Below are 18593 nucleotides of genomic sequence, written 5' to 3' on the forward strand. Positions count from 1 at the left end.
TCCACGTTCATGTGGGGTTGCGCTTCATAAATCGGCCGTCGGCATCCCGGTTCGAAGTGAGCCGAGCCAGACGGGCCTGGAGTGTGACAATCTCCAGGGCTTGATCCGCCACGGTCCGCTCCAGTGCCAGGGCAGCACGCTGCGCCTGGTCACGTTCAGAGCGGATCGTGAGGAATTCAGAGTGGGTGAATGAGGCGAGGGCGCGCCGCAGTGCCTTCATGCGGCCTGAGCCTGCGGGCGGTACCAGTCCAGATACGCGGCGCGCTCAACGGGGCAGGCGGGAAGGTCATGCTTCTTGGCCAACTCCGGCCATTCGCGCTTCACGGCTGAGTAGTCCCGCTGGAGATGAAAGGCTTCACTCCAGATCTTCTGCGCCTTGGCATAAGCCTCCAGCGCACGGTCTTCCCAGTCTTCACGAGGGATAGGCTCTGGCACTGGGGCAGTCGAAACACCGGCCTGATGATCCGCCCAGAACCGTTCGATAGGCTTGCGAAATGCGCCCATTTTGTAGGCTGTGTCGCCGTTCAGAGCCATTTTCTTGGTGTGCTGCTTCACAGCCTCGACCAGAACATCAGCCGGGATGCCCTCCCGCAGGAAGCGACCGCAAATGCTCTTGGCGAAACCGGCCTGACCGTCCGGAAGGCGTCCAACCTTGAGAACGCGAGCGACAGTCTGGGAGATCAGGGCTTCTGAAATCTCAAGAGCCGGTTTGTCGTTTTCGGTTTCAGCCGGTTTCGTAGAATTAGAATCAGAAGGGGATATATCTTTCTCTACTTCTAGATCTACGGGAAACCCGGAAACCGGTTTTGAAACCGAAACTCCGGAAACCAAAACCGTTTTTGAAAACTGGTTTTGGTTTTGAGTTTCGGAAACTGCTCCACCACTGATTGATGACAGCAGCCGCATTTCACGCTGCTCGACGGCTTCCCGCTCACGGCGTTCCCGTGCTTGCTCGGATGTCTCGCCTTTGCGTGGCCGTCCACCTTTGGCGGCATTGGCACGAGAGGTCATCACTTTCATCGAGGCTTCCGGTGCGAACTCTCCGGCGTCCTGACGCTCCTGAAACTCCTCCAGGCGGCGTTGCTTTTCAGCGCGGGCCTGAGCACGTTCTTCGCGCCGGATCTGACGCTCTACGAGGTGAGGGCTATAGAGCGCGCCGTCTTCATCACGCAGGATAAAGCGGGTGAACTCGAGTTCCGGCAGTACACGTTGCAGTACATCGACATGCTCGCACGCCATCTGCGCCACTTGAGCGTCATCCAGTGCGCGGCCGCCAACACGGAACACCACGTCACGAGCGGCTTTCAATACGTCCATGAGGGAGTGGAATACGCCCCGCTGTTCTGCGGGGAGCACCTTAAGGAACGCCATGGCCGGGATGTTGTCCCGATCAAACGTGGCGGGGATCTGGAGCGTCATTTGGAAGCTCCTGCCTTTTCCAATCCGCGAACGATCTTCAAAGCATGATCCACGACACGGCGCAGCTTGGTCAGTTCGTGGCCCAGTTTGTGGGCTTCTTCGACCGTGACAATGCCGTCTGCCAGGACGCGGATCGTCATCTTCATGGTGTCGTTGGCCTTGTCGGCCACGTCTTCCATGATCTCGGCCACATCGCCGTGGCCAAGCTGAACCGGTGTCAGGTGGTAGCCCAACTCATGCGCCATCGCCTGCAGGATGAATGGCTCCTGGGCAAACTCATCCAGCACAATCGCCACGTCTATTGGGGCTGTCGTGGCAGAATTGCGGTTTTGGTATTCCGAGATCCGCGCACGGCCAACGCGTGTGACCGCTGCTGTGGCATCGATGCCGCCAATCGCACGAACGGCAAGTTGTGTGGCTGTTTTGAGGGCAGGGGCGATAATCATAGCACTGTACCGCAAACCCAACGGGGGTATATTTCGTTTAGGGCAGCGCTCTCTCTGTTTTTGACATAATTTGACTGGAAACGATCAGTGTACCTTGAACTGGATGCGCGTCGGCCGATTGAGTCGCTATATCGGCAGTTAACACTGGTGCAGGTCGCTTTGAACGCCGTGCTGTGCAGCGCAGACGAAACAACGGTGCAACAGTTCCGCACTGCGATGGCAAGCGTACCGGCAGCAGACCCAAAACTTGTCAAAGCTGCCAGTGACTGGGCGCTGGGGGTTGATCGCACCCGGGCATCCAAGGTGCTGTAAAGGCAAGCGCTGAGATTGAAGAATGACCTTACAAAATCAACTGTCAGCCTTGTCGTTAAGGCGTTAAAAATGGGATGTCCTGTCAGCTTTGAATGTACAGAAGGATTGATCCATGGCTGACGAATGGAAACTGAAAAAAGACGGAAACCTCGATATCTCGAGCGTAACGGGCTTCCGTGCGGTTGTGATTCAGGACGGTGCCGTGGTGCTTCAGGTAAAAGCTGCCACATCTCCTGAACACTATCCGGCTGGGGATAAGCTGGAGCAGTTCTCGCTTTCGCCGCAGACGGCGGCTGAACTAGGACGCGATCTGCTCGACGCTGCACAGGTTCTTCTCCAGAAGCCCGAAGGCGAGATGCACTAAAGCTCGCCGCCCATACTTTTTCGGCACAAGTCATCGCCTCAGAAGGCAAGAGCTTGCATTTATCGTGAGGGAAGAACGTCACGCGCATACTCCCCACAGTGTGGTCGAGGACTCGCGTCCCCGACCACGATCGTCCATCCTGTTTTCGACACAACCAACAGGAGGCGATTCCGTGTCAAGTAAAGTAGGCATTCTTTCAGTCGTACGAACAACGCCATTCGAGTATGAATTCGAAATTGCTTTGAGCGATACAACGGATGAGACCCGTATCCACGACCTTACCCTCGGGGCCACAGTGCAGAACCCTTCGGGATCTGAGGTCGACTTTGCATTTGAAGAACAACGCATTCTGTCAGAGGCAAGGGACTGCATCGAGGCTAGGTTGCGCGCACTTAAACAGACCGATGATGGAAAGAAAGACGCCATTATCAAGGCTTACGAACATAAGAAGCAATTTGGGTCTTAACTGGCTGTTCGGTCTCGTAAGCACCGCACTTGATAGTAGTTTCTTCAAGATCGGACATCCAGATTTGAAACCCACTAGCCGTCGAATGGATCGGTAGTTGGGCTATCGGAATGTACCAATTTCGAAGCTCATGTGCTCTGGCATACAACACGTTGATCAAGGCAATTTTCTCTGCCGCGGAGAGCTTCTCGAAAGCTCTCCGTTCACAGATCACAAATTCTGCGGCCCAGATGTTCCTTGCCGATGCGAGTCCATATACCTCATCTGCTAGGTACTTAAGTTTCTTCGCAATTTCCCGCTCTAAATTAGTCTTGAAGATGGCCAAGACAGCATCTTGCTGACGGCGGCATGAGCGAAGCTTACGCTTGAGGGTATGAAGAATGCTCATGCTGCGACCGTTCCGAAATCATGACATGGTTGAGGGAATATGTCTGGGCGGATTACGTGTGGATCGAGATTGGCGAGCCGTGCGACCGCGATGACGTGGATTGGGGGCACTTGCCGCCACTTACAGACTGCAGAGTGAGAGCGCTTAATGGCTTCACTTACCTTCTTGGGGCCACCTGCGGCCCGTATCACTTCACCAATATCCATAAAGCAATGTGAGCATGTCTCACATATTTCTGTCAAGTTTTTGCGTGAGTATGGCGCACACATCATCTCGTCAAGACGTGCAAAATTTTCACATGGAAAACACGTCCAGAATCAGTGACAGGATCAAAAGTCTTCGCAAAAGACTTAATATGAAGCAGGCGGATTTTGTCGCCGGACTGAATATTTCAAGATCATATTTATCAAAACTTGAGACAGGAGAGGAGCAACCAGGAAGGGATTTGCTCATCAGAATGTCACATGAATTCAACGTTTCGCTTGACTGGCTTACATCCGGTTCCGGAGATGCCGTTCCAGCACGGGCCATAAATGAGCAAGAAGCACTCTTGCTGATGGCCTTCCGCTCACTGCCTCCCGACGAAGCCGAAACTCATCTAAAGCTTATGCTTCAGCGTGCAAACAAGGACAGATTGGATCAGTAAGAAATTATTTCATGTGAGCAAAGCTCACTTTATTATTGACTGATATGTTCGTATAACTCACATTATCTCCATCGCACCGATGCGATGGAGATCGATATGTCATTGCCCGCAGGTGAGGCGCGCCAGTCTCACACTCTTATCAGTTTCGACGTTGCGAGAGCGCTCATCATCCTGCGCCGCAACCTGCCGGACAGCTTTCATGACCTTTCAGGTTTAAAGCTCGCTGCATCCCGCGCTTATGTCCCGGTCTTCGTCATGCTTGGCGAAGCCGACCACTGGGACATGATTGCGAACTACGCCATCCATCATCATGACCCGATGATACCGAACGGGATCCGGTGGGCGTTCGTGACGGTTTTTCGCGACATCGCGAACACATGGCGCTGCCGTGCGCCTTCGCGCCAGCTTACTTATGACCTGGGAGCTGCAGCATGATGCGTCCGCTTCATCCTCTCCTGCATGGTCATACCGATCAGACGTTTGCAGAATATCTGTCTGACCGCCCGTTGGCAGTTCAACAGAAAGCACGGGAGCGGCGTGTGTGTCTGGTGCATGCACGCGCGAGAGCTGCTGATGCGTCTATTCCGGGCATCGCCAAAGCGTATGCCGCAACGGCTGAAGCTGTTGAGGCGGAACTGGTCGCCCTGCTGCATGCCACGAAGCCAGCAGAGGCCATCCCGTTTCCGGAGCCTCCGGTGCGCGGTCCTCAGACCATGCAAGATCTGCTGATGCGCACTGAGGCCGCAAAGGCGTCCGGTCGCCTTGCTGGCTTCCTGCGCTTTTGCACCGACCTTCTGCCAGGAGGGCGCGATGTCCACTGACCTGCTGGATCTGCTTCTGCCGTGTGGGCTGGTGGCTTTCGTGTACGGGGCGGGGATCGTCACCGGTCTGGTGATCAAGTCTGCCGATAATTTGGCACAGTCTTTCGATGGGAGGACCGCACCATGAAAGGAGAGGCAAGAACTCCGGACATGTTCACGGTCTGCATGCTTGGCGTTCGCCCTCGGCCATACGCAGGCCAGCGTTATGCCGAATACCGGGATGCTGAACGTCAGGCCAAGGAAGACGTTCGCGAGACGCTGTGTGACCACGATATCTATTTGGGCAATCGCCTGGTTGCCACGGTCTGCTCGCCGTCCTTCGCAGGGAAAATCAAGGTCGATCTGACTGAACTGGGGAGCTGCTTTGTGGGAGGTGGAAATGTCTGAAAAGCGTCTCTACTCAACTGAGGCAGCCGCGAATTACCTGAGCCTATCGGTTTCATCATTCCGGACGGCAGTTGCCCCGCATTGTCGTAAGCTGAACCCGGTACCAGGTAGGGTTGCATGGCCAAGGGAAGACTTGGATGCCTGGGTAGATGGGCTGCTGGGGGTAAAAAGGGACGGAATGCCTCTTCCTCAATTGCAAATGAACCCTATGGATCGCTTTTTAAAGTGATAATTCTTCGACTGAAATACATTCAGAAAGTTAAAGATCGGTACGGGAAGTATCGGCTTTACTTCAGGCGAGCAGGGCACCAGGCCATACGTTTGCCGGATCAGAATGACACAAAATTCTTTCAAGCTTACCAGGAAGCGCTTCAAGCCACAGAAACGATCAAAAGGCCACCCGCACCTAAGACTTTGGCCTATTTGATTGATCTATGGATTTGTTCAGCTCGTTTTAAAGCGTTGGGTGAAAATACTCAGGTGAACTATCGTCGCCTTCTTCTGGCGATGCAGAAGGCTTCCTACGCTGATGATTACGTAGAGCATTTTCAGGTAACGCACTTGAGGCGGTTTGTTGCGGAATTCTCGGATCGGCCGGCAGCTGCGAACCACCGCATCAAGCTATTTCGTATGTTGTTCGATCATGCTGTGGATGAGGGGTGGCGCCCTGATAATCCTGCAGTGACTCTCAAGCGATACAAAGAAAAGGCGGATGGGGCTGAGAGTTGGTCTGACGAACAGATCCGGCAATATGAGGCTTATTGGAAGAGCGGGAGTGTCCAGCGTCGGGCTTTGGCATTGCTTCTGTACACGGGGCAGAGACGCAGTGATGTGGTGCGTATGGGGCATGCGCAGGTGCGTGGAGACATCATTGAGGTAACGCAGCAAAAGACAGGTACATCCTTGATGATACCGATCCATCCAAATTTAATGACTGAGTTGGTGAAGGGGCCATCTGAAGGGACATTTCTTCAACGTCAGAATGGCGAAGCCTTCACAGCAAACGGCTTTTATATGCGCTTTAAGGCTTGGAGAGACGAGGCGGGCTTGCCTGATGGCTTGAGCCCGCACGGCCTGCGTAAAGCTGCTGCGCGGCGGCTAGCGGAGGCAGGATGCACAACTCATCAGATAGCCTCCATTACCGGCCATGCTTCCCTGTCTGAAGTGCAGCGATATACACGGGCAGTGGATCAAGAGAAGTTGGCTCGGGAGGCTATTCAAAGAATTACGGGGTCTCGGAGTAATAAATTAAATTAAGTGCCCAAACTCTAAAATTACAGGAACTAGATCTTTATCAACGGCAGATATTAACGCCATAACATTATCGTCATTCTTTATTGAATAAAGGAAAACCCTGTTAGAGTCTCCTATAAATCCGGTTTTATTAGCTAGTTTATGGATTTCACGAATTCTATTTATTATATCTTTATTTGAATATTTCTGAAGTTTTTTATTTTCAAATTTTAATAGGAGCCTATCCCATGTAAGCGGTCGATTTTTATCCCCTTCGTCACTGTTGTCGTCATTTTTATCTTCTGCAATTTGTACTTGTTTGATGGTGGATTTATTGGCCTTGAGTAATTTCAATAGCTTAGATAGGGGAATAATATGAAGATTCATGCCTGTGACGTGGCGATATTCTTCTAAAAGCTCAATGCGCGGTTGAAAAGCGCCGGAGGATTGTTGGTACCAGTCAGATTTTTCATCAGCAGTTACGAAAACAAAATTCTTATTCTGAGTTTTTCCTACTGAAAGAATTGTTTTCCAAATTATTAGATCTCCAGACCCATAATCATCTTTTTTTTCATCTTTGAATCCAGGGGGGCGTCTATTCTTGTATCGTAGTTGAATTTCTTTCTTAAAGGATTCTTCATGCAAGCACTCTTCAGGGTCCTTGTAGACCGAATCGGCGAATATTGCTCTGTATGCTAGAGAAACGGGGTCTTTTCCAATGTCGGCTGAAATATCTTCTGCTATATTATTTAATTTGTCCTGTAATTTTTTGAATTCTTTGGACAGGTGGTCTGCTTCTGACTTTATCTTGGCGTACCCTGGATAATCATTTAAGGCGCCGACTTTTTTGCCGAGTATCGAGACTTCGAGTGAGGATTGTGTCCGTAAATATTGAACTAATTCGGATACTTTTTTTGCTCGATGCTTGGCAAATTCGCGAGCTGATTGGGCGGGTATAACCAAGCGTTTATTTTCGCAAAGAGGTCTATAAATATCGATCACGTCGGAGAGTGTGAATTCACCAAGTTTGTAAGGCAGGAGGAGAACATTGGCATCAAGTGCTACAAGGCAATCGTCTTTAATTGCATCGAGTGTCAAGTACTCAGTGGAGAAAATCTCACAGGCGTCAGGAAAAATTTCACTGAGCCATAAGGGGTTACAGTTGTTTTTCTCTTCGGCCATAAACGTTGCTTAACTCGTAAAGTGACAAATTATTGCGAGATTAGGGTGCGTATCATAATGCGGTAAAGCAAAATTTTCTCGTTCCGTAGTTTTGGATTGGAAATTTCTGAGAAAGATAGATGCTTACACTCCGTCGATAATGCCAGCATAAGTTTTAAGGTATCGTCTCGACATCCAAGAGTTGTTGTAAAACAGGCGACTTGAAAATGGAAAACACTATGAAGAGGTCGCGCTAAATCTATATTTTCTTGATTGTGTGGTGTCCGCGAGAGGATTCGAACCTCCGGCCCCAGGATTCATACCACTTCGACTTTCGCCGCCACACTCATAGCTGAGCATGTTCGTGGTCTGGACTGTCTCTTCACCACGACCCCGCGAGAGGAGCCAAGGTGTCACCCGTACAGTCTCTACACCTTCTTTCCGCTAAGGGCGGAAAGCTTGGCTCGGGATTGGCACGGCTTAAGTGAGCCAGAGCGTTCCCCGAATTTGAGTGAATCCACCATGAAGTTTCCTGTCATGGCGCCCAATTCAGACTTTAGGAATCCTGTGCTCTATCCTGCTGAGCTACGCGGACACACGTGCAGTTTGTTATCCCAAGATGCCTGCGGCTGCAAGCTGGGCTCTTGGATGTATATAAATTGAAAACTTGTGTTAATATATTAAAAACGTTATATGATATCAGTGGGATGCACTCATTGCGCGTGTTGCAATATAATTACTAAATTAACATAAAAACGTAATTTATATTTCTGTTTGTGGGGGTTCTGGCATATTTATGTATTCAAATTGGACTTCGAAAATGGAAGAAGATTCTTGCACTTTCGTTTTGTCTGTGGTTCCAGTCATCCCTGTCTAGGAAGTTTCTTGATATCAAACTTTCAGAAGTGTCTGTGTCAAAAACTGTCTTTGGTGGTGCGCCATACTCGTGGCTTACCCTCAGGGTAGGCGGAGACTAGTGCGTAAATAGGTGGAATATTTTTCACGTCGGAAGATGTGTGGAAAAGTTCGACCTTTGAAGTAGATCTTTCCACAGGGATTTTAAAAATCTTTTGCTGGAAAGGTGGTTGCTGGACATCATCAGCACCTGGGTAGGGAGGATGGCAATGCCACAACCTGTTCCTACAGCGAGCGTTTTGAAGCGCCTGTTTCAGGTCTGTCAGGGTTGAGAGTTGCTTGCCATGGTTTCGTATCGAATATCTGATCAAGATAATCTTCGTCTTTTTCATGCATTTCGGTCTGACTGCGGGTATTGATGGGTATGACTAAGATGCTTTCAAGTTCAGTGCGACAGGCCCGTGAAGCAGACCCGACACTTTTACGCCTCAAGCTGATTGGGCAAATGGAAGCACGGACCCTGACAGGGGAGAGTGTTCTTCCTGTTGGGGGTAAAACACGCGCGCTTTTGGCCATTCTGGCTCTGTCTGACAGGAAGCCCGTCCTTCGTTCTCGGCTGGCTGAATTGCTCTGGAGTCGCCGGCCAGAAGATATGGCTCGTGCGTCGTTGCGGCAGGAAATTCATCGTCTTCTGGATGCTCTGAGCCCGCTTGGCGTCGAAATCATAGACGTGCAGCGGCATTCTCTTATGCTTAAGCCTGCCCTGACTTCTGTCGATGCAGAACGTATTCTGACGGCAAGCGTAAGAACCATTGATAGCATCCCGGCTCCTGAGGAAGTGCTGCTCGGGGAGTTGAGTGGCATTGATGTGGCCCTGGATGAGTGGCTGAACCAGCAACGCGCTCGGCTGTCGCATCATCTTCTGGGGCTTTATGAAAGCTGCCTGCGTGAGTTGACTGACCCGGAGCAGGTTGATGACGTTACTGACCGCCTTCTGAAAGTTGATTCTCTGAATGAGGCTGCATGGCGCGCTAAAATTCAGAGCGCCCTGCGTCGCGGTGAGCAGGCAAGGGCCGTACTTTTGGCGGAGCAGGCTGTACGGGCTTTCGGGCAGGAAGAAGGGCATGTGGCAGGCCCTGTTACTCAGGCATTGATTTCGAGCGTTCTGAAAGCGGCGGGGCTCGAGCCAAGTCTTACGACCGCTGGAATTGCAGAACTGGAGAGTACGTCTGTACTGTTTCCGGGGAGCGATGAAAATCTTCTCGGCGCTGCTGGCGCACAACGCACCGATCCAATGCTGGCATTGCCTCTGCATCTTTCGCAAATGGCGGCTGGGCAGTCTCGAAAGATCTCGTTACTGGTCCTTTCGCCCTTTGCTGCTGATGGGTTGAAAGATGCTGAGTTAAAATGTGCGACCAGCCTTAGTGACCAGTTTGAGTTGCTGTTCGTCCATGTCGATACATTTGACATCGTTGCAAAGCCTGAAGGGTTCGTGCCTGATCCTGCTAATCCGATGGCATCGTATCGGGGGCTTGGTGCTGATTATGTTGTCACGGGGGCTGTTCGGTCAGGGGCTTCGGATAACACCTTCCGACTTATCCTGAAGGTTCTGGACGTTCGGGCGGGCGGATTTATTGTCTGGGGTACGTATTACGATCTGCCTGATCTGGACCCGATGTCAGTCAGTAACGGATTGATTGGCCCGGCGACAGCAATGCAATGGGGTCTTCTTCTTGCCGAGGGGCGCCGTACGGCGAACCGTGCTGACACAGAGCTTTCGGCTCTGGGTAAAGCCACTCGGGTCTTCATGTTGCTATTGAAGCGGGACAATGCCCTGTTTCCCAGGATTAGGCAGCTTCTGGATGCTGCCGGACTGGAAGATCCCCGGGAAGGCACTGTAGCGGTCATGCAGGTGCTTTACTGCCTGATCCGCTACGAAAATGATTGGAGTGCTGAAGGTACAGCTCTGCTCGCAAATGGTATCAAGTTTGCGCGGTTGCTGGTTAATCTCAAGCCAGATGCGCCTGGTATGGCTATCCTTTTGTCAGCGTTTCTCATGCATGATCCGGCATCCGTGCCTTTGGCACGGTCAATCGTGCGGATGTGTGAAAAGTCCATGGCGGGGCCTTCCGGGACACATAATCTGCACGATGTGCTGCTCTGTCGCGTCCTGCTGCATGTTCTGGACGGAGATCTGGAGGGTGCAGCTGCGATCGCTGGAAAACTGCGTCATAATCCGTATCATTCTCCGCTTTCCACATTGATCAGACCATTTTTCATGATGATCATGATGCTGGGTGGAGAGAGGCAGGACGTCATTGAAATGGGGCGCCTGATGGCAGGGCTACACCCCAATTATTCAAGTGCGTTGGTCTATTATCTGGCGGCTTTGGTGCTGGAGGGCGAAAGTGCTGAGGAGATCCAGCAGGTTCGCGAGCACTTGCACCGGTTGGTCCCCGACCTGACAATTGAGAAGATTTTGAGCCGTTTCCCATATCTGAATGCCACTAAAAAGGCAGAGCTTCAGCAGGCTTTCAGCTCGACAGGTCTTTTATAAACCGCTCATGTGCGGGTAGGGCGCTTGGCCTTACCCGGTGAGCGCGATATGAACACGGAATTGATGTTGCCCGGATTCAGGTTTCGCCAGTCTGTCTCCATGCCCGTGACGGCCCTGGCCCGGCCCGCAGGACCACCATGATGTCTCGTATGCAGATGATTGTTTCCAGCTCTTCCCGTCGTTCCGCGTTCCGGACGGCCCTAGGCATTCTTGCCGTCGGTACAGTTGCAGCCTGTGGCGGCGCTCGTGATCCCAGTAGCCTTACTGCCCCCCGTAATCATCTGCTTGGCGTTGATCGCGGTGCAGAGGGTGGTGCGGACCAGCTCAAGGGCGGCGTTAATGCCTATCTGTGGCGTGGTGCGATTGATACGCTCTCGTTCATGCCATTGGCTTCGGCAGATGCTGTTGGTGGGGTCATTCTGACGGATTGGTATCAGCCGCCATCCAGCAAGGATGAGCGTTTCAAGATTGCTGCGTATGTACTCGACCGCCGGATGCGCTCTGACGCGCTTCGTGTCTCGGTATTCCGGCAGGTGTTCCAGGATGGTGAATGGCAGGATACTCCGGTTTCAGCCACGACTACATCTGACATTACGACCCGCATCCTGACCCGCGCCCGCCAGTTGCGCGCAGAAAACGGCGAACAGGGTAACTGAGTTAGACATGAGCGATACGACAACCACGGCTTTCGATTTTCAGTCCCGGGAGCCGTTCTGGCAGGCAGAGTGGAAGCAGCGAAATGTATTTGCTGTTCCAGATGTGCCTCCTGCTGACCGGCCAAAATATTACGTTCTGGAGATGTTTCCGTACCCCTCCGGCCAGCTGCATGTTGGCCATGTGCGGAATTATACGCTTGGAGACGTCGTAGCGCGTTACAAGCGCGCACGAGGGTTTTCGGTGCTTCATCCCATGGGATGGGATGCTTTTGGACTGCCCGCTGAGAATGCAGCGCGGGAACGCAATGTGCATCCTGGCAAGTGGACGATGGAAAACATCGCCACAATGCGCGGTACGCTGCAACGTCTCGGCTTTTCCTTGGACTGGGACCGCGAAATCGCGACCTGTCTTCCGGAATATTACGGCAAGCAGCAGAAACTGTTTCTGGACATGCTCGCCGGTGGTCTGGTTGAGCGCCGGGATTCGTCTGTAAACTGGGACCCGGTCGATGAGACGGTTCTGGCCAATGAGCAGGTTGTCGAGGGACGCGGATGGCGGTCCGGAGCGCTGATTGAGAAGAAAGTTCTTTCTCAGTGGTTCCTGAAAATCACCAAATTTGCTCAGCCGCTGCTTGATACGCTGGGGCAGTTGGATCGCTGGCCGGAACGCGTGCGGACGATGCAGGAGCGCTGGATTGGGCGTTCAGAAGGTGCGCGTGTCCGTTTCGCTCTTCATAGCCCGCCGTCGGGCTTCGACATTGAGCTGGATGGTATCGAAGTCTTCACGACCCGGCCGGATACGCTGTTCGGATTGAGCTTCGTTGGTATTGCTGCGGATCATCCGCTGGCAGCCAAGGTCGCGCGGACCAATCCTGCTGCGGCTGAATTTATTGAAGAATGCCGTCGTCTTGGAACATCCGAAGAGGTGATTGAGGCCGCTGAAAAGCGTGGCTTCGATACGGGTCTTCGCGTCAGTAATCCCTTGAATCCGGATCAGACGGCGCCTGTCTGGATCGCCAATTTCGTGTTGATGGATTATGGCACGGGGGCAGTGTTTGGGTGCCCGTGTGGCGATCAGCGTGATCTTGATTTTGCTCACAAGTATGATCTCGCTGTGCCGCAGGTTCTGCTGCCCGCTGGTGAAGATGCTGAGACATTCCGCGTTGGCCGGAAGGCAGTCTCGGGCGAAGCTACGCTCTACAATTCGGGATTTCTGGACGGTCTGGCTGTTGCAGTCGCCAAAAAAACAGTCATCGAGCGTCTCGAAGGCATGGGCGTTGGGCATGGCGTCGTAAACTGGCGTCTGCGGGACTGGGGAATTTCCCGTCAGCGCTACTGGGGCTGCCCGATCCCCATTATCCACTGTGAAAAATGTGGTGCAGTTCCGGTTCCGGATGATCAACTGCCAGTTGTCCTGCCAGAAGATGTGACATTTGATCGGCCGGGCAACCCGCTGGATCATCATCCGACCTGGAAGCACGTTTCCTGCCCAAGCTGCGGGTCTGCCGCCACGCGTGAGACAGACACGTTTGACACGTTTGTGGACAGTTCCTGGTACTTTGCCCGCTTTACCAGCCCGCACGCGTCGACGCCGACCGTGCCGGCTGCGGCTGATGGCTGGCTGCCCGTCGATCAGTATATCGGCGGCATTGAACATGCGATCCTCCATCTGCTCTATGCGCGCTTCTTTACCCGCGCCATGCATGAGACGGGTCATTTGGGTCTGGATGAGCCGTTTGACGGCCTCTTCACTCAGGGCATGGTCACGCACGAAAGCTACAAGGACGGGGCAAACTGGCTCTATCCGGAAGAAGTCGAGCGTCGGGGTGATCAGGTTGTTCGTCGGGATACCGGAATACCGGTACAGGTTGGACGCTCTGAAAAGATGTCCAAATCCAAGCGCAATACGGTCTCTCCGGTAGAGATTATTGAGCGTTTTGGTGCTGATACAGCGCGGTGGTTTGTTCTGTCTGACAGTCCGCCAGAGCGTGACATGGAGTGGACAGCGTCTGGCGTGGCTGCTGCGGCCCGGTTCGGGCAGCGTCTGCATCGTCTGGTTTCGGCTGTGGCTGCGGCTGATCCGATTGACAGTGTGCATGACTCGGCTGGAGATGATCTGCGCCGTGCTACGCATCGGGCGATTGCAGCGGTCACAGAAGCTCTGGAAGCGTTCACGCCTAACGTTGCAGTGGCGCGACTGCATGAGTTGACCTCCGCCCTGGCAGAAGCCCAGGGTAAGGAGGGAGCGGGGTTTGCGGCCGCTCGTCGTGAAGCTGCTTCCGCGCTTTGCCTGCTGTCTGCGCCGATGATGCCGCATCTTGCAGAAGACATGATGGCAGTTCTTGAACCCGGTGGTGAACTTGTTGTGGATCGGGCATGGCCTGAGGCGCAGGATGAGTGGCTCGCAGTTCAAAGCGTCACGATCGGTGTGCAAGTGCTTGGCAAGTTGCGTGGAACGATCCAGGTGCCGCCTGATGCACCAAAGGATGACGTTCTCGCTGCGGCTAAGGCTGAGCCTAATGTTGCCCGCGCCCTTGAGGGTAAGCGTCTGGTGAAGGAAATCCACGTTCCCAACCGGATCGTCAATTTTGTGGTAGCAGGCTGATCGTGAAACATCGCAGTTCCCTGACTCTCTCTGCGTTCCTTCTGTTGGGGGGGTGTGGTTTCACACCCCTCTATGGCAAGATGGACACGAAAACCGATATTTCGGCTGAACTCGCACAGGTTTACGTCGCGAATATTCCGGGAAGATATGGTCAGGAACTGCGGCTGGCCCTGCAAAAAAATCTTGCAGGTGCCGGACCGGAAAATCCTCAGCGTTATACGCTGCGGGTCAACTCGGGCGCGAACAGTGAAGCCATTGATATTCACCAGGACAACACGGCTGGCCGTATCCGCGTTTCCGGCTCCGCACACTGGCAGTTGTTCACGGTGGAGCAGTCTCCCCAGTTAATCACGCAGGGAGATGCAACGACACTGGACGGTTACAACGCCAGTTTCGAACAGTATTTTGCTCAGACGCTGAATGACGAAACGACCAAGGGGCGCGTTGCGGACACCTTGGCTCAGAGCCTCACGCAGCAGCTTGCTGTCTGGTTCCGCTCTCATAATATGCCGTCTAATGCAGCACCTGTTGATATGCCGCGGTATATTAATACGGATAGCATGCCGTCTGATAATGGATCGGCGACGGATCGTGTCGGCGTGGATGGTTTCCCGGCCTCTGCGACAGGACGTCTCTCTCAGGGCACCACAAGCAATTAATGAAAATTGAGGCCCGTAATATTGGCCGCGCCCTATCCGATGCCGGAACGTGGCGCGCCATTCTCTTTCATGGCGAAGACACGGGGCTAATACGGGAAAGAGCGGCTCAGGCTGTCCGGCTTGTTGCGGAGACGCTGGACGACCCATTCCGTGTTTCCCAACTGGACCGTGAGACGCATGATCGTCTTGAAGAAGAGGGGACCGCTCTTTCATTGATCGGTGGTCGGCGTGTTGTGTGGGTTCGCAGTGGCACAGACGCCCTGACCCCCATGCTGACGCGTGCTCTGGAAGTCTCGACGGACACGTTGATAGTGATTGAGGCACCCGGCCTTACGTCACGATCCACGCTGCGTGCTTTCGCCGAGCGGCACAAGGAAATGGCATCGATTGCCTGTTATCCTGAAGAGGGGCGGGCGTTATCCCAGACGGTGACGGATGCTTTGTCTCAGGCCGCAGTTTCCATTGACCGGGATGCTTTGACCTGGCTTATGGGGCGACTGGGGGCAGATCGAAGCGGCGTTCGTGGTGAGATCGAGAAGCTTGTTCTCTATGCAGGGCCAAACGGTCGGCTTGATCTTGATGCTGTTCAGGACTGCGTGGGGGATGCGGGAGGGAGTTCTCTCGAAGATGCGGTCTTCGCTGCATTGTCCGGCCATCGGGCAGAGGCAGATCAGGCCCTGGAGCGCGCTTTGGCCGATGGGGCTAATCCCGTAGCGGTTGCGCGTGCAGTATTAAGTGTGCTGACGCGGCTTCAGAAAGTGGCACTTGCAGTGAAGGCTGGCCAAGGCCGCGCAGAAGCCATGAAAGCGCTCAAGCCGCCAATCTTCTTTAAACGGACTGCTGCGTTTAATCAGGCTCTGGACCGTTGGTCTGTCGCGGCACTGAGCCGGGCTGCACGCGAAACGCAGGCTTTTGAACTGGCTTGCAAGCAGAGTGGTGCACCTGATCTGGCACTTTGCCGACGTCATATCTCGGCGCTGTGTGGCATCTGGAAAGTCTAAGTTTCCCGCGTCTGCATCAAGTGGATGGGTTGTCAGTATTGTAGATATGGAAAACGGCGGAGTTGAGCTCCGCCGTTTTCCCTTCTGGCTTAGAAGCGCGCAGACACATCCAGATAATAATATCCGCCAGCAATACCGAGCTGGTTGGTGCTCATGTAATACTTGGGCGCACCAAGATAGCGGTTTTCCTTTGGCACGACGGAGGGGTACGCAGCAAAGATGTTGTTGCCGCCAATCGTTGCACTCCAGCGCGTGTTGATGTTGTAGGTCACAGACGCGTTGGTGGTCCATTTAGGTACGTTCTGGAACTCGCGATAGTTCGTGGTCGAGAACGCGTTCGGGCCAGTGTAATAGGTCAGGTTTGATGTCGTCTGGCCGTAGCGGATTTCATGAATGGCGACGGCCCATGTGTTGTTGGGGGAGTGCCAGCGACCGCCAAAGATGATCTTGGAGCGCGGATAGGCTGTCGTCAGATAGGCGAGAGTAGGGATGGTCAGCAGGTTTGCACCGCTGGTGGTTGTACCCTGATGGCGCAGGCGCGTCCGGTTCAGGTTGATGGCAACGTCCCAGTCCACATGACCGAAGCGGCCGAACTCGCTTGGGTAAGTTGCATTGATGTCCAGGCCCTGTGTGCGGGTCGTGGCAACGTTCGCAAACCAGTAAGCTGACAACTGGCCAGCACCCCAGTTTTCGGAACCTGACGGCAGCGGGAAACCGTTTGCGTAGAGGGCCTTATACGCCTGTGAACCGTAGATCGTTCCGCCTGGCTGGATACGATCACGCAGATCAATTTGATAGGCGTCGACCGTAACGTGAAGCTTACGGATCGGCTCAACGATGATGCCGCCTTCGACGCTTGTGGCCTGCTCCGGCTTCATCTGTGAAGCGCCGTTAGCCAATGCACCAGTGGAGTTGGCTGCAATCAGGCCGCGAGCTGCTGTTGGGGAGACGGCAAGCGCGGAGTAATGCTGCTGGGCCAGTGTCGGGGCGTGGAAGCCACTGCTGAATGTTCCGCGAACAGCAAATCGCGGGCTGAAATCGTAGCGTGTGGAGACCTTGCCGGTTTTGGCGTTTCCAACATCTGTATAGTGCTCGACGCGGCCTGCCAGATCGACCTGCCAGTTCTTCATCAAGTGTGTAGAAATATCGACGTATCCAGACGCGACATCACGGGACCAGTTGCCGGCGTTGTAAGTTGTCGTACCGGGGATGCCGTCAGCGCCTGTGCCCGCAATGCTGTCTGCGGAGCCAGTGCCCATTGAATAGGATTCATAGCGATACGCAGCGCCACCGGCGACGTTGATGCTGTGAGGCCAGAAAGAAAAGTTGAACTTCCGGGACAGATCGAAACTGCTCGTCCACTGGGAGTTGTTATATCCCTGCGCATTGTAAAAGTTCGTAGGCGTCCGTCCGTCTGCTTTGTAAACGGCGCTGTTAATCGTGCTGAGAGCATCAAAGCGATCGAAGTCACGGCCATACACTGTGGAAAGATCCCAGTGCCAGCCAGCCAGCATACCTTTGAAACCAGCCGTCAGTTCGTAATCGTTCTCTTCCAGTCCCAGGATCGGCGAATAGCCATACGGGTATTTTGCGGCGTATCCGGGATAGGCGCTCAGGGTCGAGGGCAGGCGGTAGTTCTGATAAGATTCCGCATGCCGATGGGCATAGGTGGCACTGGCATAGGCCTGAACAGTCTCGGTGATGTCGTAACCTGCCGTGATGGCGACGCTCTCACGTGTCTGTTCGGGCTGGCTCAGCACCTGGTTGGTATACTGGTTGGTACGATTGTCTTTACCGGACCGGAACGCATGGTCCTGATGCACGAAATCGCCACCGATATGCACATAGCCACGGTTATTCAGATTGAATCCGCCATCCAGATACACACCCTGCTGGAAGCCATCCCCCTCGCTGGTGATCCCGGTGTTGGAGCGCATGCTCAGTCCGTGGTCCTGCTTCTTGGTGATGATGTTCACCACGCCAGCGATTGCGTCGGAGCCGTACTGGGCTGATGCGCCGTCACGCAGAACTTCAATGTGATCGATCATGGACATGGGCAGCATGTCGATATCAACCGGGGTTGCGCCTTGAGATGGCCCCGGATCGGCATAAATATTGGCCGTTGTATGACGACGCTTTCCATCTACGAGCACAAGGGTTTCGTTAGGGTTCAGACCGCGCAGGGCAATCGTGTCCGTCAGGGCGCCAGCGTCGAAACCTGCTGTCGGGACTGTCAGGGACGGTAGCAACAGGGAGAGGGCGTCGCGAAGCGTCGGCTGACCTGTGGACGTGATCTGACGATTCGAGACGACGTCGATCGGGGAAATGGAATCCCGCGCTTTTTTGCCGAACTCACGCGTTCCCGTGACAATTACAGCTTCAGTGCCGCCGGAGACGTCTTTGGCGTGTGCGGGGGAAGCATTGCGGACTGCTTGGCTCTTGGTCTTCTTGTGATCGTTATCCGTTGTCGGGACGGCTGCGCATAGTCCTGCAACCGGCATCATGAGGGAGGAGCCAAGAAGTGTGGTACCAAGGAGGCCTAGATGTCGGGAAGAAAAGCGTACAGCCACGATTTAACGATCTCACGAGAGTGTATGGAGAATTCGACAATCTGGTG

Annotated in this window: 20 protein-coding genes; 14 read left to right on the forward strand and 6 right to left on the reverse strand. The window is 53.8% G+C overall.

Annotated elements, in window-relative coordinates; genetic code table 11:
* Positions 1-7: 7 nt before the first annotated feature.
* From KP708_RS04970 to KP708_RS04980, 3 genes are read right to left on the reverse strand one after another with little or no spacing between them, the layout of a single operon-like run.
* A complete protein-coding gene (locus KP708_RS04970) occupies positions 8-220 on the reverse strand; it encodes a hypothetical protein (protein ID WP_215750682.1) in 213 nt (70 codons plus the stop codon).
* On the reverse strand, positions 217-1419 hold the full coding sequence (locus tag KP708_RS04975) for a hypothetical protein (protein WP_215750683.1): 1203 nt from the start codon (positions 1417-1419) through the stop codon (positions 217-219). Before KP708_RS04975 ends, KP708_RS04970 begins: the two co-directional genes overlap by 4 nt.
* Positions 1416-1865, reverse strand: a complete 450-nt coding sequence (locus KP708_RS04980) for a hypothetical protein (protein WP_215750684.1) — start codon at positions 1863-1865, stop codon at positions 1416-1418. Before KP708_RS04980 ends, KP708_RS04975 begins: the two co-directional genes overlap by 4 nt.
* Positions 1866-1952: 87 nt before the next feature.
* On the opposite strand from KP708_RS04980, the gene KP708_RS04985 reads away from it, so the two are divergent.
* The 3 genes from KP708_RS04985 (at position 1953) to KP708_RS04995 (ending at position 3007) form a co-directional block, all read left to right on the forward strand.
* A complete protein-coding gene (locus KP708_RS04985) occupies positions 1953-2177 on the forward strand; it encodes a hypothetical protein (protein ID WP_215750685.1) in 225 nt (74 codons plus the stop codon).
* Positions 2178-2289: 112 nt separating this feature from the next.
* On the forward strand, positions 2290-2541 hold the full coding sequence (locus KP708_RS04990; RefSeq protein WP_215750686.1) for a hypothetical protein: 252 nt from the start codon (positions 2290-2292) through the stop codon (positions 2539-2541).
* Positions 2542-2713: 172 nt separating this feature from the next.
* Positions 2714-3007 carry a hypothetical protein gene (locus tag KP708_RS04995; protein ID WP_215750687.1) on the forward strand — a complete coding sequence of 98 codons (294 nt, stop codon included), beginning with the start codon at positions 2714-2716 and terminating at the stop codon, positions 3005-3007.
* On the opposite strand, the gene KP708_RS05000 is transcribed toward KP708_RS04995, so the two are convergent.
* Positions 2970-3395: a hypothetical protein gene (locus KP708_RS05000; protein ID WP_215750688.1), complete on the reverse strand. Its 426-nt coding sequence runs from the start codon at positions 3393-3395 to the stop codon at positions 2970-2972. The genes KP708_RS04995 and KP708_RS05000 overlap by 38 nt on opposite strands.
* Before the next feature lie 298 nt (positions 3396-3693).
* Between KP708_RS05000 and KP708_RS05010 the strand changes: the two genes are divergently transcribed.
* The 6 genes from KP708_RS05010 (at position 3694) to xerC (ending at position 6506) form a co-directional block, all read left to right on the forward strand.
* Positions 3694-4041: a helix-turn-helix domain-containing protein gene (locus KP708_RS05010; protein ID WP_099181158.1), complete on the forward strand. Its 348-nt coding sequence runs from the start codon at positions 3694-3696 to the stop codon at positions 4039-4041.
* A gap of 96 nt (positions 4042-4137) precedes the next feature.
* A complete protein-coding gene (locus tag KP708_RS05015) occupies positions 4138-4476 on the forward strand; it encodes a hypothetical protein (RefSeq protein WP_215750689.1) in 339 nt (112 codons plus the stop codon).
* Positions 4473-4862, forward strand: coding sequence for a hypothetical protein (locus tag KP708_RS05020; protein WP_215750690.1), 390 nt, complete (start codon positions 4473-4475; stop codon positions 4860-4862). The genes KP708_RS05015 and KP708_RS05020 overlap by 4 nt, the downstream gene beginning before the upstream one ends.
* Positions 4852-4989, forward strand: a complete 138-nt coding sequence (locus KP708_RS05025; RefSeq protein WP_215750691.1) for a hypothetical protein — start codon at positions 4852-4854, stop codon at positions 4987-4989. The genes KP708_RS05020 and KP708_RS05025 overlap by 11 nt, the downstream gene beginning before the upstream one ends.
* Positions 4986-5249 (forward strand): hypothetical protein, encoded by a 264-nt coding sequence (locus KP708_RS05030; RefSeq protein WP_215750692.1) that lies wholly within the window; start codon positions 4986-4988, stop codon positions 5247-5249. Before KP708_RS05025 ends, KP708_RS05030 begins: the two co-directional genes overlap by 4 nt.
* Before the next feature lie 117 nt (positions 5250-5366).
* Positions 5367-6506 (forward strand): tyrosine recombinase XerC, encoded by a 1140-nt coding sequence (gene xerC / locus KP708_RS05035; RefSeq protein WP_215750693.1) that lies wholly within the window; start codon positions 5367-5369, stop codon positions 6504-6506.
* On the opposite strand, the gene KP708_RS05040 is transcribed toward xerC, so the two are convergent.
* Positions 6498-7664, reverse strand: a complete 1167-nt coding sequence (locus KP708_RS05040; protein ID WP_215750694.1) for a PIN domain-containing protein — start codon at positions 7662-7664, stop codon at positions 6498-6500. The two genes, xerC and KP708_RS05040, sit on opposite strands and share 9 nt — an antisense overlap.
* Positions 7665-8916: 1252 nt before the next feature.
* Here KP708_RS05040 and KP708_RS05045 point away from each other — a divergent pair.
* From KP708_RS05045 to holA, 5 genes are all read left to right on the forward strand, one after another.
* Positions 8917-11055, forward strand: coding sequence for a hypothetical protein (locus tag KP708_RS05045; protein ID WP_202207730.1), 2139 nt, complete (start codon positions 8917-8919; stop codon positions 11053-11055).
* Positions 11056-11129: 74 nt separating this feature from the next.
* On the forward strand, positions 11130-11711 hold the full coding sequence (locus tag KP708_RS05050) for a DUF3576 domain-containing protein (protein ID WP_215750795.1): 582 nt from the start codon (positions 11130-11132) through the stop codon (positions 11709-11711).
* A 7-nt stretch (positions 11712-11718) separates the two neighbouring features.
* Entirely contained in the window at positions 11719-14316 is a 2598-nt protein-coding gene (leuS, locus tag KP708_RS05055) for a leucine--tRNA ligase (RefSeq protein ID WP_215750695.1), read from the forward strand.
* A 2-nt stretch (positions 14317-14318) separates the two neighbouring features.
* Entirely contained in the window at positions 14319-14975 is a 657-nt protein-coding gene (locus KP708_RS05060) for a hypothetical protein (protein ID WP_202207728.1), read from the forward strand.
* The gene (holA, locus tag KP708_RS05065) at positions 14975-15976 is read left to right on the forward strand and encodes a DNA polymerase III subunit delta (protein WP_215750696.1); all 1002 of its coding nucleotides are present in this window, start codon (positions 14975-14977) and stop codon (positions 15974-15976) included. The genes KP708_RS05060 and holA overlap by 1 nt, the downstream gene beginning before the upstream one ends.
* Before the next feature lie 89 nt (positions 15977-16065).
* Here the strand turns inward: holA and KP708_RS05070 are convergent, their stop codons facing one another.
* The gene (locus tag KP708_RS05070) at positions 16066-18546 is read right to left on the reverse strand and encodes a TonB-dependent receptor (protein ID WP_215750697.1); all 2481 of its coding nucleotides are present in this window, start codon (positions 18544-18546) and stop codon (positions 16066-16068) included.
* Between the last annotated feature and the right edge of the window lie 47 nt (positions 18547-18593).

The sequence above is a fragment of the Gluconobacter sp. P5H9_a genome, assembly GCF_018812085.1.
GTDB lineage: Bacteria > Pseudomonadota > Alphaproteobacteria > Acetobacterales > Acetobacteraceae > Gluconobacter.